The following is a 13,582-nucleotide window of genomic DNA, read 5'->3' on the forward strand; positions in this document are numbered from 1 at the left end:
GCCAGTGGGAGTACCGCTCGACGTCCCCGTCCGCTCATGATGCGGCCATCCGGTCATCGATGTCCTGGATGCCCTCGGCCTCCCGGGCCAGCCGGGCGAAGACCCCGTCCAGCGTCCCGGCCACCGGCGCCGCCTGCGCCGCAGGGGCGGTGGCCAGCAGGGACCTCAACTGCAGGTCGGCGACCGGAGCGAGGTAGTGCTCCACCGTCGTCTCCCGGCTGGCGTGGCCCAGCAGCATCTGCACCATCCCCCAGGCGTCCCCGTACAGAAGCCGGTAATCGCGCCGCTCCTGCGGGGACAGCCCGAACCGCTCATCCATCACGTAATGCAAGATCACCAACATGTAGAGGGCAAAGCTGTGACGACATCCATGCGGCGTCAGATAGGGCGCCTCCACCACCCCGCGCACCGCCACGTCGTGCCGGCCGACCGCCAAGACGGTGCGGCACCGCTCGTTCGCCGCGGTGAACACGCCCTCCCACGAGTGCGGCAGGAACGGCAGACCCTGCTCGTTCAGCCACAGCCACAACGGCTCCGGCCCTCGGCTGCCCTCGGTGTAGAAGGTCATCCGCTCGTACACGGAGGCCGCGTTGAGCTCGGTCTGCCCCAGGACCCCATCCCGGTCACGCCAGTGGACGATCCGACGCGGGCCGCTGGACACGCGCAGCACCAGACGCATCTCGACGATCCGGTCGTAGCGGCCGATGGCCTGCGCGGCACGCACAGCGCGGGCCCGCGCGGACTCCACGTAGCTGTCGATCTGCCCGACCACCTCGGCCGGCACGTAGTACGTACGCGGCTTCTTCGACCGCGTCACCGCCGCCGCGATCCGCCCCACCAGGTAACGCCCGCCCTGGAGCCGCAACTCGGGTACCTCGAACGTGAGCAGCGAGGCGCCCTCCGACCGGCGCAGCCCCGAACCGTAGAGCAGCCGGGCATAGGCCACGTTGCGGGCCTCCAGCCGACCCTTCCAGCTGGAGGCGGGCAGCCCGTCGGGGGTAAAACCCCGCAGCCCTACGTCGACCCATCGCCGAAAAGCGCGCGGCGTCAGCCAGTGCACGTTGCTGCTGCGCGAGTCCTTCGCCCGCTGAACGGGGACGGAAGCGACCGCGCCGCTCCTACGGAGCACCACGCTGCGCGTCTCCACCGGGTTGACCGCGACGAAGGCGTTGCCCGGCCGCGTCGCCCACGCGTACAGCCCCGACAGGGCGGCAAGCTCACGGTTCCACTTCGCGCCGCCGACGTGCTGCGGGTTCTCCGCCGCTTCCTGCCGCCAATACCGGAAGTCGTCGATGTCGACGGCGGTGGCCTGCGTCCACAACTTGCCGCGCATCCAGAGGAAGTTGAAAAGGAGGCACAGGTCGGTAACGTAGTTCCGCTTCGTCTCCGGGGCACGTCCAGCGAACGGCTGACTGCTGAAGTACAGCGTCGTCAGCTCGTCAACCCGGTAGTCCGGGGCCAAGAGGATCGGGTCACCGGGCCGGATATGGACCGAAACCTCGCGCTCCCGAAGGTCGCACCAACCCTTCAACTCCGGCAGTCTCGCGGGGACTTCGCATCGCTCTCTTTGCACCCAAAACACACGCCACATCCAGCCCCTCCGAGGCACTCAGTACGGCTTCAACACTCCCATCCAATAGGGAACCCGGACCAGATGACCGCCGGCGACTCCGTCGCCTACCGCGATCTTCGGGGCCCTTCGCGCGAGTTCGCCTTCCGGCACGGCCGTGCACTGCGCTCCGCGCTGCACCACTCACGCGCTCACGGGCAGGAGCTGGTGCCCTGATGACCTCCGGCGTCACCCAGGCGACCTTGGACTACCTCACCCGGCGCCTCAACGACGTCGCCGCACAACTTCCCACTACCCATGCTGATGTGGACCCAGCGGCGCTCACCGACGATATCGCCCTGCTCGCCCATCACCTCACCTACGCCGGCGAACGCGCGCAGGAACGCTTCGCCGCCGAGACGGTCCGCCTCCCCGAGCGCCACACTCTGATGCGGCTCGCCCAGTCGATGACCGCCCTCACCAGCGCCATGGGCCACCTCACCGAGGCCGTGGATTGTGTGTCCACCGGCTTCTACCGGGAGGCCGTCCCTGGAGTGGAGACCTCACACCTGCGAGGCGATCCCAGGGCGCTGCGGATCATCGCGGCCGAGAAGTGCGGCACGGCCCGCACCCAGCTGCTCGCCGCTGCCGCACAGCTCCACACCGAGGCCGGTGGCAGAGCCGTGCAGCCCCGGCTGGCCACGGCTTCGCTGACGCCTCCGCCCGCTCAGTGCCCGTCCCCCGCGGTCCCCGTGTCGCGGACTGCACGCTGACCCCCTGGACCTCATGTCGCCCGAACCACCCACGCAGATCATCCTCAGCACCAGTCGCGCCAACGGGCTCGTCGCCATCCCCTACGGCGAGGAGCACCTCCGAGCTTCCCGGGCCCTGGACGAAGCCGGATTCCGCCGGATCCCCGGCGGCGCCTTCGCCGCCCCGCTGACCAACGGGTCGACCACCCGGCAGACGGCCAGCGCTCTGGTGCACCGCGCCCACGAGCACGGCGTAACCATCACCACCAGCCCCCGCCCCTATCTCGCGGACTTCGGCGAGGACCTCGCCGCCCGACTGCCCGGCACCTGGAGCACGCAGTCGGAGCACTATTACAACCCCGTGGTGCAAGAGGACCTCATCGGCCCGCTGTGGGACAGCGGAGACCTCCTCCAGGCGCTGATCCACGACCACGTTCCCAGCGCAGTCGTCCTCAAGAACTCGGTGGGCACCGAGCTGCTGCTGATCGAACGCCCCAGGCACAGCACCGGATACCTCCTGGGCGCCTTCGCCACCGAGGAGTACGACGACAACTGGGAGGAGCCGAACGCGCCGCGCAGCATCGTGCTGCCCTCCGAACCGGCCCTCGCCGCACATGCCGTCGCCACCACGTTCCTGCCCGATTACAACCGCTCCCTGCACAACCGCCGCCTCGACACGGTCCTGACCGCGCTGGACCGCATCCGGCCGGAGCACGAGACGCTGCAGGCGATCAAGGCGTCCGGCCGCTACAGCGACGGCGTGCCTCTCTCCGACTCCCGGCTGTTGACCGAGATGGAGCGCACCTTCGCCGACCACGCCTGGCTCCGTTTCCGCGACGTCCTCGAACACGCCCCCGTCCTGCTCAGCCGGTGCCGCCCCGCCCGCAGTCCCTGGCCCCAGGACGCCACCGTCCTGGACCTCCTGCGCACGGCGCTCGCCGACAGCCAGGAGCCGCGGGACGAGGACAAAGCCCTGAGCGGCGTCATGTACTCGATGGACGGGTGGAAGCAGGCCCGCAGCCGCTTCGGTCTCGCCGCCCTGCCCGCGATCGAGACTTGGCTCGCCAACAGCGAGGTGTTCGAGCGCCAAGCCCGTGCCGCAGTCCCTGGCGGACCGATGGCGCTGTCAGCGCCGAGCCCGCGCCTGCTCACCGCCCGCCCGGCACCGCCCGCCGTACCCCGGCCTTCCGCGGCGCACCGCTGACCCCCGCAGAAAGGATCCGCCCTCTGTCCAACCACTTCCACTTCGCCATCCACCCCGAACACGGCTTCGTCGCCATCCCCACAGCCGCGGTCACCCCGCACCTGGCCGAGTGGTTGCTCACCCGCGAGCAGTTCGAGCCCGTCCCCGACACCCCGGGCCTGTACCGGCTCACCCAACCGGAACAGGACGGCCACCGCCGCGCCCGCCAGGCCGTCTGCGACCTGCGCACCCACGGCTTCGCCGTGCAGGCGGATTACTCCCTAAACCCCGCGATCACCCCCGAGCCCGCCCGCCCGTACGTGCGCAACGGGCTACTCGATCGCCGCCCTCGCCTCGCTCAGGCCGCTGCGGCCACCTCGCCGCAGCGCGCCCCCGCGCTGTCCACCGCCCCGGCGCGGCCCTCTGCGCAACCGGCCGCGGTCCCCGTCGCCGGACCTACCCACGGCGCCGGGGCGGGACGGGGCCGGTGAGCATGAGCAGTGAGCCTATCCGTATCGCGCGCAAACGCGGCGGAGAGGTCGAAGTCGAAGGCCCCGTCGATGAGTTCGCCGCCCAGATCCTCGACCGCGCAGGGTTCATCTTCCGCCCCACCCTGAGCGGCGTGTGGATCCGGCTGCACTTCGACACCGGACAGGCGCGCGAGAACCAGAGGGCCACCCACGCCGCCCAGATGCTCAGTGCAGCGGGCTACCAGGTCGACCTCGACCCGAGTCTGCTCCCCGCCGCCGGACATCGCGCGCCGGTGAGCTGGTGGCCGCCGCGCACCGGAGCCGCGATGACAGCGCAGCCCGCGCCCAACTCCACGCAGCGGCCTCGACGCTGACTCCTCACGACACAAGGCACCATGACCCCATCCGCCAAGATCACGCTGTACCTCAGTGCTCACGACAAGATCATCGCCCTGCCGGGCGGGGCCGGTCGCAGATGGGCCGAGACCGCCCTCGACCTGTCCGGCTTCACCCAGGACCACAACCACATGCACACCCTGGCGCTGGATGACCAGGCTCAGGCGCGTCGAGCCCTCACGCGTCTGCACCAGGCCGCCCGCGACTGCCAGGTGAGCGTGACCACTCACCCCCGCCCCTACCTCGGTGACATCGCCGAGGCGATCGTGGCGGCGCTGCCCGGCCACTGGAGGGCGGACGTCGAACCCCTGCGAGAGCAGCAGGACCGGCACTACCTGCGGGACTACTTGTGGGAGACCGGCACACTCCACGGCCTCCTGGAGACGAACAGTCTGAGCTTCGCGGCGATCCTCCGTGATGGTGGCGGCACCGAGCTGCTGCTGGCCGAACGGCCCTCGGACGGCTCGTACATCGTCGGCGCCCTGATCCCGAGCCCCGATCACGTCCGCGTGACAGCCCCGGCTCCGCGCAGTGTCATCGCGTCCGATGCCCGGTTCGCCGCCCGGTTCATCCAGACGCGCCTGCTGCCCGACTATGAGCGGGCCGTCCATCTCTCGCGCCTGGACGAAGCGGAGGAGGACCTGCGCTGGGCGCAGGAGCACGAACCAGGGACGTACGACACCGTGGACCTGGAGGCGGCGCTGTACCGGTTCCGCGCCCACGCCATCGCGTTCATCGCCACTCTGCGCGAGACCACGCCGCTCTCGGCCGAGCAGGCCATCTTCCTTGATCGCATGGAGGACGGCCTGAATCTCGACGAGCTGGACGACCCGGACCCCGAGGCGCTCGCCGACGCGGGGGCGGTGTGGCTCGTCGACGGCGAGGAGCTGATCGAAATGGCTCGCGCCGCCACACCCGCTGCGCCTGGCGCCCCGGCAAAGCCCAAGGCGTTGACCACATCCGCACTGCCCCCGCCGGCAGTAGCCGCCGCCCCCGGCGCGCGCCGCTGAACCCCGCAAGCGGCCACCGCACCGCCCCGTCCCGGAGAACCTCATCACCGACACCCCCACCGAAGACCTCAGCAGCGCCATCAACGAACTCCGCTCCTTCCAGGCGCAGTTCGCACTGATCCACGGGCGTCACGAGAGCACCTGGTCCCAAGCGGCCGATGCCGCAGATGCCTCGCACGCTGCAGCAGTCATTGCGCGCGGCAGGCGCCAAGAAGGCGCCGAGGCGTTCGAGCGCCACGTACTGCCGCACACGAACACGCTGCTGACCGCCGCGCGGAGCGCCGTGGACGCCATGCCGCCGGCCCGGCACCATGCCGCCTGGCGCGAGCTGATCGACGACATGGCCCACGCCGCCGACCAGATCCACCACATCCGGTCCGCGCCCGCCGGCCAGGACGAGCCCGATGCCTCGCCAGTCCGTCACCTCCAACTGTGGCCCTACGTGCTGGCCTGGGCCGAGCGTTCCTTCATCATCGGTGACCTCGCCGGACAGCACCGCCCGGTCTCCCCGCCCCTGAGCGGTGAAGAACTTCGGCTCTGGCAGGGCCGCGCGCAAGCAGCATGGGAGCGCGGCGACTTGGACACGACCGATGTCTGGTACAGCGCCAGCAACGAGCTGATCACTCTGGCGTATCTCGTCGAGCACGGCGAGCAGTCGGTGGTCGTCCTGGCCGGTGAGGTGGGAAGCGAGCAGATGCGGGTGCTCGGCCACTACGCCACCGTGTCCGAGGCCGAACGGGCCGCTCCGCCGCCGGTTCCCGCCGGTGTCCTGCGCCCGGACTTCGCCCCTTTCCAGCAGCAGCCTCCGGCATCGGAGGTCTCGGTCGCGGAGCTGATCCGGAAGGTCGACGAGGCCCAGCACACCGGGGACGTCTACATGGCCCTGCTGGACGCGGTTGACGACTCCGGCTTCTCCCGCGGCCCGCTGCCCCGCCTTGGTGATCTCGTCGACCGGGCCGCGAAGTTCGCCGACGCGCTGGAGACGAAGCAAGGCCAGCACTCCGCCGCCCGCCTTTCTGTGCTCGCGCGGCAACTGGGCGCGCTGAGGGAGGAAATCGAGTTGGTCGCCGAGAGCCTCGGGGCCGGTGCCTTGCCGCCTCACCGCACTCCACGCCCCGTCTTCCACGTCGCTCCCACGCCCCCGGCACCGCCGACCACACCGCCCGCCGGACCGGTAGCACCCCATCCCCCCGGCCCGGCCCGCCACCGCTAGCACCACCCCGGCCCCGGGGTGCTTCACCCCAGAAAGCACGCGTTGACCTCCACCACCGGCTCCGGCCCGCTGCTCGCGCAACGCCACGTCGCCCGCTTGCTGTTCGGCACGCTGATCGGACGCCTGCCTAACGCCATGGCGCCCGTCGCGATCCTCCTCCTCGTCGCCGACCAGGGCGGATCGCTGAAGATGGGCGGCCTGCTGTGTGCGCTGTACGGACTGGCCTCCGCCGTCGGGCAGCCGGTCCTGGGCCGGATGGTCGACCGGCGCGGCCAGACTTTGGTCACCGCGACGGCGGTCCTGCTTACCACGGTCTGTCTGCTGGCCCTGCCGGTGGTCGAGGTCGCCGGACGGCCGGGTCTGGCCGCCGCTCTGGTCGCGCTCGCCGGGCTGAGCACTCCGCCGCTGGAAGCAGGGCTGCGGGCTCTGTGGCCCGTGGTCCTGCCCGACGAGGCGCGGCGCCGGGCAGCGCTCGCGCTCGACACCGGCGCCCAGGGGCTGATCTATGTCATCGGGCCCCCGCTGGTTGCCGTGCTGTCCACGACGACCGGGCCGCGCACCGCGATGGTGGTGAGCGCCTCGCTGGGGCTGGTGGGGGCCGCGGTGGTACTGAGTGCCGCGCCGTCGCGCCGCTGGCGCCCGGCCCGGGCGACCCAGCGCACCGGGCCGCTTGGGTCCCTTGCTCATGTGGGGTTGCGCTGGCTGTTCGTGGCGGTGAGCGGCGTCGGCTTCGCCCTGGGCGCGATGAACGTCTGGGCCGTCGCCCTTGCCGAGGATCTCAGGATGGACCTGTTGTCCGGGCTCATCCCGGGCCGCGCTGTCCACCGGCAGTCTCGTCGGCGGCTTCCTCTACGGGAAGCGCGCCTGGCCAGGCACCGTCACCGAGCAACTCCGCCGCGCCGCACTGCTGTTTGCGGCCGGGTGGCTACCGCTGATGACGGTCACAGGCCCCGTCTCCGCGGTCGCGCTGACGGCTGTGCCGGGGCTGCTGCTCACCGCCGTGATCACCTCCGCGTTCCTGACCGTTGACGCTCTCGCTCCGGCCGGCACCTCGACCGAGGCGTACGCCTGGCTGATCGCCGCGGTGGGCACCGGTCAGGCCGCCGGGACCGCCCTGTCCGGCGCGCTCACCGAGCACCCAGCAATCGGTGCATCTCTTCCCGCAGCCGGCGCCGCGCTCACCCTCACCGTCCTGCTCGCCGCCCACCGGCACCTCGCCGCCCCCTGCGCCACCGGGCAGCGTCGGGGGCGACACCGCGGCACACCGGCTCGCGCCGCTCGCTGAACGCTCAACACTCGCAAGGAAATTCACTCATGGCTGTTGTTGGTACATCGGGCTATCAGAACGTGCGGAAAGGCGGGCCAGGTAGCTGCGGGGCGGTGAGGCCCGCCCTGGAGCATGTCGGCAGTCATTGCCCATCGTTCGTGGTCCAGCCACGCACCGTTGATGTGTTGGAAGCTCCGGGCCCGCCTCGCCTTCGCCCAACACCCCACCCCGCCACCACCGATAGGAAATCCGCCTTGCCCGAAGTACCAGCAGAGCCGTTCATGACGATCCGGCACACCATCACCGGCGAGATCACCACCACCGGCTACAACGCCGCCGCCCGGCGGATCCTGCTCCAGTCCGGCTTCGAAGAGACGCCAGGCTGCGCCTGCCGAGCGACGGAACCCGGTACGGAGCAGACGCACGGGCCTGCTCGGCAGCCAGCGAGCTGCTGGTCGCCGACCACCCCCTGCACCTGTACCGAACCCTCGGTCGGCCGGTGAGCGCCGACGGTGCGCCCCGGTTGGCCCGGTCGCCGATGTCGGCACAGTCCGTGATCCGCTCCAAGAGCGCCCAGCCTCTCCCGCGCATCGTCAACCCCGCCCGCACCCGCACCTCTTGAAGGACCCTCGTTTTGACCACACCCGGTACGCCTCCCAGTCCAGCGCGCACCAAGGGCGGCGAACTACGGGCCAAGGTGGCCCGGCTGCTGGCCGACCGGCCAGCGGACACGCTCACCATCGGGGACATGGCCCGGCAGCTGGGCCACTCCCACGGCGCCGTCCGCAACGCCGCCCTCACCCTGGTGCGACGCGGCGAGGCCGACCAAGGCGGAACCGGACAACCGGAGTTCCGCGCGAACGCGAAAACCGCCGCAGCCGCGCAGACCGCTGTGATCAGTCCCCCGGGCACCCACTCTCCCCGCGCCCAGGCGGCCAGGGCCCGCACGACCATTCCCGCAGCAGCCACGCCCAGGCAGACCGGACCGATCCGCCGCGCGGGAGGCCAGGTCTACCACCCCCGGGAGCTGGCCGATCTGCCCGACGTCGAGGCGTTGAACCGCTTGCGCGACGCCGACGTGCCGGTGCTGCTCTACGGCCCTCCGGGCACTGGCAAGACGAGTCTGGTCGAGGCGGCGTTCCCGGACCTGCTCACCGTCGCCGGTGACGGCGACACCACGGTCGGCGACTTGATCGGCGAGTACACGCAGGACGACGCGGGAGGCTACGTCTTCCAGTACGGTCCGCTGGTCACCGCGATGACCGAGGGCCGCGCCCTGCTGATCGACGATGCCACCTTGATCTCACCGAAGGTCCTGGCGGCGCTGTATCCCGCGATGGACGGGCGCAGGCAGATCCAGATCAAGGCCCACAAGGGCGAGACCATCAAGGCCGAGCCGGGCTTCTACGTGGTGGCGGGCCACAATCCCGGCGTCCACGGCGCGGTGTTGACGGAGGCGCTCGCGAGCCGGTTCAGCGTGCAGATCCAGATCGGCACGGACTATGACCTCGCCCTGGCCTTGAGGATCGATGCCCGGGTGGTCCGGGTCGCCCGACACCTCGCCCACCAAGTCGAACTCGGCGAGCTGGGCTGGGCCCCCCAACTGCGAGAACTGCTCAGCTACCAGAAGACCGAGGCCGTCCTCGGCACCAAAGCCGCGCTCGCGAACCTGGTCGGCATCGCCCCTGTGGAGGATCGCGACGCCGTCGCCGACGCCGTCATGAAGGCTGCCGGCGTCAAGAAGATCGCTCCTCTCACCCTCGGCAAGCAGCTCCCCGCCTCGGCCACCCGGCAGCCCCCGGGCAGCTCCGGCTCCGCACACCGGGGCCGCCCGCAATGAGCGCCCACCACCACGTCCAGTCCCCCGCCACCACGCCGGACGACGACGCCGACCTCGCGCGCTGGGACGACGACGGCGCCCCGCCCGCGCAACCCCGCTCCTCCCCGGCCGCGTGGCTGCGCGTGGGAGCCGAACTCGGCGATCGGCTGGTCGCCCTCTCCGGCCGCCAGGACCTCCTCGTCACCTGCCGCCCCGGCACGCGCAGCGGCGCACCGGCCGCGTTCTTCCCCACTCTGGGCGAGGTCGAGTTCGACGCCCGCCTGTTCGCCCCCCTCCAGCCCCACGAGATCCATCCGCGGATCGTGGGCGACGAGGAGCGGTATCCCGCCGCCTGGGGAGTGTTCGTCCACGAGGCCGCGCACGCGGCCCACTCCGTCTGGACGGCGCCTGCCGGGGCGGACCCCCGTGTCGTCGAGGCCGCGCTCCTACTGGAGGAGAGCCGCGTCGAAGGCGCGCATCTGATCACGCGGCCCACGGACCGCACGTACCTGCGCACCAGTGCCCGAACCCTGGTCATGCCCGACATCGCCCACCCCACCCTCCAGGGCATCGAACAGGCCGCCGCCGTGGCGGCCCTGATCCTCGGCCGCCGTGACGTCGGCATCCTGGACGCCGGCGAGACCCGGGCCGTCGCCGATCTGTGCGAAAAGGTACTGGGCGCAGACCTGCTGACCACCCTCACCCGCATCTGGACCGCAGCTCACCAGTGCGCCGACCACGACGCCACGACCATGCTCGCGCGCGGTCAAGAATGGTGCGACGCTCTGGACGCCGCGGCCCCCGCCCTGCCCGTGCCGGAGGGCCTCTCCGATCTGCTGTCCGGCGCCGTGGGGGTCGTCATGGACAGCACGGTAGCCACCGACGCGGCCGACCTCGCGGCACAGGACGCAGCAGCCAACGCCATGGCGTCGCGGTCCAAGGCGCAGGCTCAGGACCGCGCCCAGCGAGCCGGCCAGCGACGCAAAGCCGCCGCCACCGCCAAGTCGGTGTTCAACGCCCGTGGCACCACCGTCACCCCCGACGGCACACCGGCTCCCTCCGGCAACCCAGTCACCGGCACCCGCAGGCCCACCGCAGCCGAACAGAGTGCCGCCGCGCGCCTGAGCCGCGCCCTGCGTGCCGCCGCCTACCGCGAGCGGACCGAGGAGCGGACCACCAGCCCCACCCCGCCCGGCCGCCTCAACATGCGCGCGGCCCTCGCCCGCGACGCTCAGCGCGCGGCCGGGTCGGTCCCCACCGCGGAACCGTTCACCCACACCCGCCGCCGGAACTCCCCCACCCCACCACTGCGGGTGGGGATCGCCGTCGACGTCTCCGGCTCCATGCGTGCCGCCTGCGCGCCCGTCGCGTCCGCTGCCTGGATCGTGGCACGCGCAGCAGCCCTGACCGACCCCGAATCCCTTACCGCCACCATCGCCTACGACAGGCACCTGACCGCACTGATCCGGCCCACCCACCGAGCACCAGAGCGCGTGACGACGTTCGATGCCACCGGCGGCCACCACAACCTCGGCGACGCCATCGACGCACTCGACCACGGCCTCGAACTCAGCCGCCCCGGCGCCGGCCGCCTCCTCGTGATCGTCACCGACGCCCACTACGGCAGCGACGAAACCGCTCAAGCCGTCACCCGCGTCAAGCAGCTTACGACCGCCGGCTGCGCCGTACTCCAGCTCACCCTCACCGCGAAGTCCCACCACTTGCCAGGAACCACCTTGCTGCACCTGCCCCGGCCCTCCAGCGCTCCCGTCGCCATCGCCACGGCGGCCACAGACGCCATCCGCAGGACACGCTGAGACGGCGCGGAAGGCGGAAGCGTCCCCGAGACCACCGCGAAGCACTCCAGACCACCTCCGCAGGCCAGCCCATGTCGCGCGCCGCTGAATCCCCACCATCAGTCCACTCGACCGCACATACCCGGCCTTAACCCCTGAACTGCCCGCCACGGCAAGGAGATCACCCAGAACATGGCTGTCCGTACATCTTTCGAGGTTATCCACACCTGTGGACACACCGTGACGCACAACCTGTCCGACCGGCCCGCCGACAAGCGCGCGTCCTTCGCCCGCTGGCTCGCCTCCAAGGACTGCACCGACTGCTGGAAGGCCGCCCGCGACAACGACAGCGCCAGCAAGGAGGAGTGGCTCGCCGCCAAGCGCGCCGCCGAACAGCAGGCCGCCGCCGACTGGGCCGCCCAGTTCGAGATGCCGCCGCTCGAAGGCCCCGAGAAGGCCCTGGACTGGGGCGAACGATCCCGCCACCAGCTGGTCACCGCCGCCTACACCGCCCTGGTCACCGAAGGCACCTGGGACGAGGCGAACTGGGCCGCGCTCGAAGAGAAGATCCGCACGATCAACCGCGCCGGGTGGTGGATCGATCAGCGGGACGCCGAAGGAACCGATCTTCCCGAGCTTCTCGACGCCGCCACGGAGGCCGATCGCGGCACTGAGAACCCCTTCCGCTAGTTGGGCGCAGCGGGCGCGGGACTGCCTTATACCCGACGATCCCCGGTTAGCGAAACCGGGGATCCTGCGGACCATTGTCCTTCCACCGCCACCCCGTGACGTTCGTGGAAGGACCCCAGCTGTGCCCCAAGCCGCCCGCCCGCCATACGTTCCCGACGACCTCCTCACGCCCAAGAGGGACATGACCCATGGCCACTTCCGGCCCGGCGACCAGGTGGTCGTCCTCAAGGGTGTGGCCGGCGGCGAGTTGTGGGGGGATGCCATGACGGTGGTGACTCCGTCCTGGCACACGCCCACCGACGAGGACGGCTGGCGGCTGCGCGACCCCAACGGCGGGCAGCAGACCTTCGTCACCGCCCACCCCCGCTATCTGGTCCACCTCTCGCGGCGCTGCCCTGACTGCCTCATCTACCTGCGCGCCCTGGAGGACTACCTGATCCCGAAGTTCGCCGACGCGGGCACCGTGATCGACTGCGGCTGGTATTCCACCACCGAGCTGAACCAGCTCGTGCACATCGCAGACGCCCGGGGCGGCCGGTGATCCCGTACATCCACGAGACGGAGTTCTTCCCCTCCATCCCGCTCTCCGCCGCGCTGGACCGTCCAATCGCCGAACAGAACGTTCTGGGTGATCTCGTGGTGGCTAGCGCGCCCTTGGACCCCACCGTCGCCGAGGGCAGCCCGCAGGAGTGGACGTTCGCCGAGTGGGAGGAGTACCTCATCGCGCCACAGAGCCTCGCCCCCTACGCGGCCGGACCGAACGCCAATGCCCCTGAGATTTTCCATCTGGTGGTCCGGCTGCACCCCGCCGACCGGGAACTGCGTCGGTCGGAGTGGGCGGAGATCGCCCAGCGGTTGTCCCGCGTCGCCGGTCTCGCACCAGCCGGGGATGAGCAGGCGTGCCGTTGGGTGGCGCTGCAGGCCCGGCCTAGCCGACTCAATGTGATCGCCAACCTCGTTCGCGGCGACGGCGTCTGGGCGCGGCAGCCCTATCCGCTCGTCCGGGCGCTCGTGGAGGAGTGCCGACGCATCGAGGCCGATCTGGGCCTTGTGCCCGCCCAGCCCCAAGGCGGGCGCCCTCTGACCGCGCGTCTGCCGGCCGAACGCATCGCGCTGCCAAAGCCGGTGGCGGGTCAGTCCCCGCCCGCGGTGGCCGCGCAGCTCGCCACGGTGATGTGCCAGCTCGCCGACGAGACCAACGGGCCGATCGCCTCGGTGCGCGGCCTGGTCGAACAGGCCGCCTACCGGCTGGAGTCGCTGCCCCACGCCTACGGGCCCGAAGCGGGGCACCGGCTGGAGTGGATCGCCCGGCGCCTGTACGGCATCCAGCAGGACCTAAAAGCCACCGCCGCGAATCTGCCCGGCGCCAACCAGCGCGCCGCCCCGGCTCCCCGCATGCCCACGCCTCAACCGGCGCCCACGCGCCATTCCCGCTGA

General features: G+C 71.2%; 16 protein-coding genes. 15 read left to right on the plus strand and 1 reads right to left on the minus strand.

From position 1 onward, the window contains the following. Positions 1-34: 34 nt before the first annotated feature. Positions 35-1,462, minus strand: coding sequence for a site-specific integrase (locus AB0H82_RS32675; RefSeq protein WP_362999134.1), 1,428 nt, complete (start codon positions 1,460-1,462; stop codon positions 35-37). Between the two features lie 192 nt (positions 1,463-1,654). Here AB0H82_RS32675 and AB0H82_RS32680 point away from each other — a divergent pair, with 192 nt between their 5' ends. From AB0H82_RS32680 to AB0H82_RS32750, 15 genes are all read left to right on the plus strand, one after another. Beyond that, positions 1,655-1,786, plus strand: coding sequence for a hypothetical protein (locus tag AB0H82_RS32680; RefSeq protein ID WP_362999135.1), 132 nt, complete (start codon positions 1,655-1,657; stop codon positions 1,784-1,786). Continuing rightward, positions 1,786-2,322 carry a hypothetical protein gene (locus AB0H82_RS32685; RefSeq protein WP_362999136.1) on the plus strand — a complete coding sequence of 179 codons (537 nt, stop codon included), beginning with the start codon at positions 1,786-1,788 and terminating at the stop codon, positions 2,320-2,322. Before AB0H82_RS32680 ends, AB0H82_RS32685 begins: the two co-directional genes overlap by 1 nt. 13 nt (positions 2,323-2,335) lie before the next feature. Continuing rightward, a complete protein-coding gene (locus AB0H82_RS32690; RefSeq protein WP_362999137.1) occupies positions 2,336-3,505 on the plus strand; it encodes a hypothetical protein in 1,170 nt (389 codons plus the stop codon). A 113-nt stretch (positions 3,506-3,618) separates the two neighbouring features. Beyond that, positions 3,619-3,975 (plus strand): hypothetical protein, encoded by a 357-nt coding sequence (locus AB0H82_RS32695; RefSeq protein WP_362999138.1) that lies wholly within the window; start codon positions 3,619-3,621, stop codon positions 3,973-3,975. A 2-nt stretch (positions 3,976-3,977) separates the two neighbouring features. After that, a complete protein-coding gene (locus AB0H82_RS32700; protein WP_362999139.1) occupies positions 3,978-4,328 on the plus strand; it encodes a hypothetical protein in 351 nt (116 codons plus the stop codon). A gap of 21 nt (positions 4,329-4,349) precedes the next feature. After that, positions 4,350-5,360 carry a hypothetical protein gene (locus tag AB0H82_RS32705; protein WP_362999140.1) on the plus strand — a complete coding sequence of 337 codons (1,011 nt, stop codon included), beginning with the start codon at positions 4,350-4,352 and terminating at the stop codon, positions 5,358-5,360. A gap of 283 nt (positions 5,361-5,643) precedes the next feature. Beyond that, positions 5,644-6,573, plus strand: a complete 930-nt coding sequence (locus AB0H82_RS32710) for a hypothetical protein (RefSeq protein ID WP_362999141.1) — start codon at positions 5,644-5,646, stop codon at positions 6,571-6,573. A 42-nt stretch (positions 6,574-6,615) separates the two neighbouring features. After that, a complete protein-coding gene (locus AB0H82_RS32715; RefSeq protein WP_362999142.1) occupies positions 6,616-7,602 on the plus strand; it encodes an MFS transporter in 987 nt (328 codons plus the stop codon). Further along, positions 7,574-7,858: a hypothetical protein gene (locus tag AB0H82_RS32720; RefSeq protein WP_362999143.1), complete on the plus strand. Its 285-nt coding sequence runs from the start codon at positions 7,574-7,576 to the stop codon at positions 7,856-7,858. Before AB0H82_RS32715 ends, AB0H82_RS32720 begins: the two co-directional genes overlap by 29 nt. 263 nt (positions 7,859-8,121) lie before the next feature. Then, the gene (locus AB0H82_RS32725; RefSeq protein WP_362999183.1) at positions 8,122-8,343 is read left to right on the plus strand and encodes a hypothetical protein; all 222 of its coding nucleotides are present in this window, start codon (positions 8,122-8,124) and stop codon (positions 8,341-8,343) included. A gap of 194 nt (positions 8,344-8,537) precedes the next feature. Continuing rightward, a complete protein-coding gene (locus AB0H82_RS32730; RefSeq protein WP_362999184.1) occupies positions 8,538-9,680 on the plus strand; it encodes an AAA family ATPase in 1,143 nt (380 codons plus the stop codon). Then, the gene (locus AB0H82_RS32735; RefSeq protein ID WP_362999144.1) at positions 9,677-11,476 is read left to right on the plus strand and encodes a hypothetical protein; all 1,800 of its coding nucleotides are present in this window, start codon (positions 9,677-9,679) and stop codon (positions 11,474-11,476) included. The genes AB0H82_RS32730 and AB0H82_RS32735 overlap by 4 nt, the downstream gene beginning before the upstream one ends. Positions 11,477-11,647: 171 nt before the next feature. Further along, positions 11,648-12,145: a hypothetical protein gene (locus AB0H82_RS32740; RefSeq protein WP_362999145.1), complete on the plus strand. Its 498-nt coding sequence runs from the start codon at positions 11,648-11,650 to the stop codon at positions 12,143-12,145. A gap of 181 nt (positions 12,146-12,326) precedes the next feature. Continuing rightward, positions 12,327-12,686 (plus strand): hypothetical protein, encoded by a 360-nt coding sequence (locus AB0H82_RS32745; RefSeq protein WP_362999146.1) that lies wholly within the window; start codon positions 12,327-12,329, stop codon positions 12,684-12,686. Continuing rightward, positions 12,683-13,582: a hypothetical protein gene (locus AB0H82_RS32750; RefSeq protein ID WP_362999147.1), complete on the plus strand. Its 900-nt coding sequence runs from the start codon at positions 12,683-12,685 to the stop codon at positions 13,580-13,582. Before AB0H82_RS32745 ends, AB0H82_RS32750 begins: the two co-directional genes overlap by 4 nt.

The organism is Streptomyces sp. NPDC050732 (genome assembly GCF_040654255.1).
In the GTDB taxonomy this organism is placed as follows: domain Bacteria; phylum Actinomycetota; class Actinomycetes; order Streptomycetales; family Streptomycetaceae; genus Streptomyces.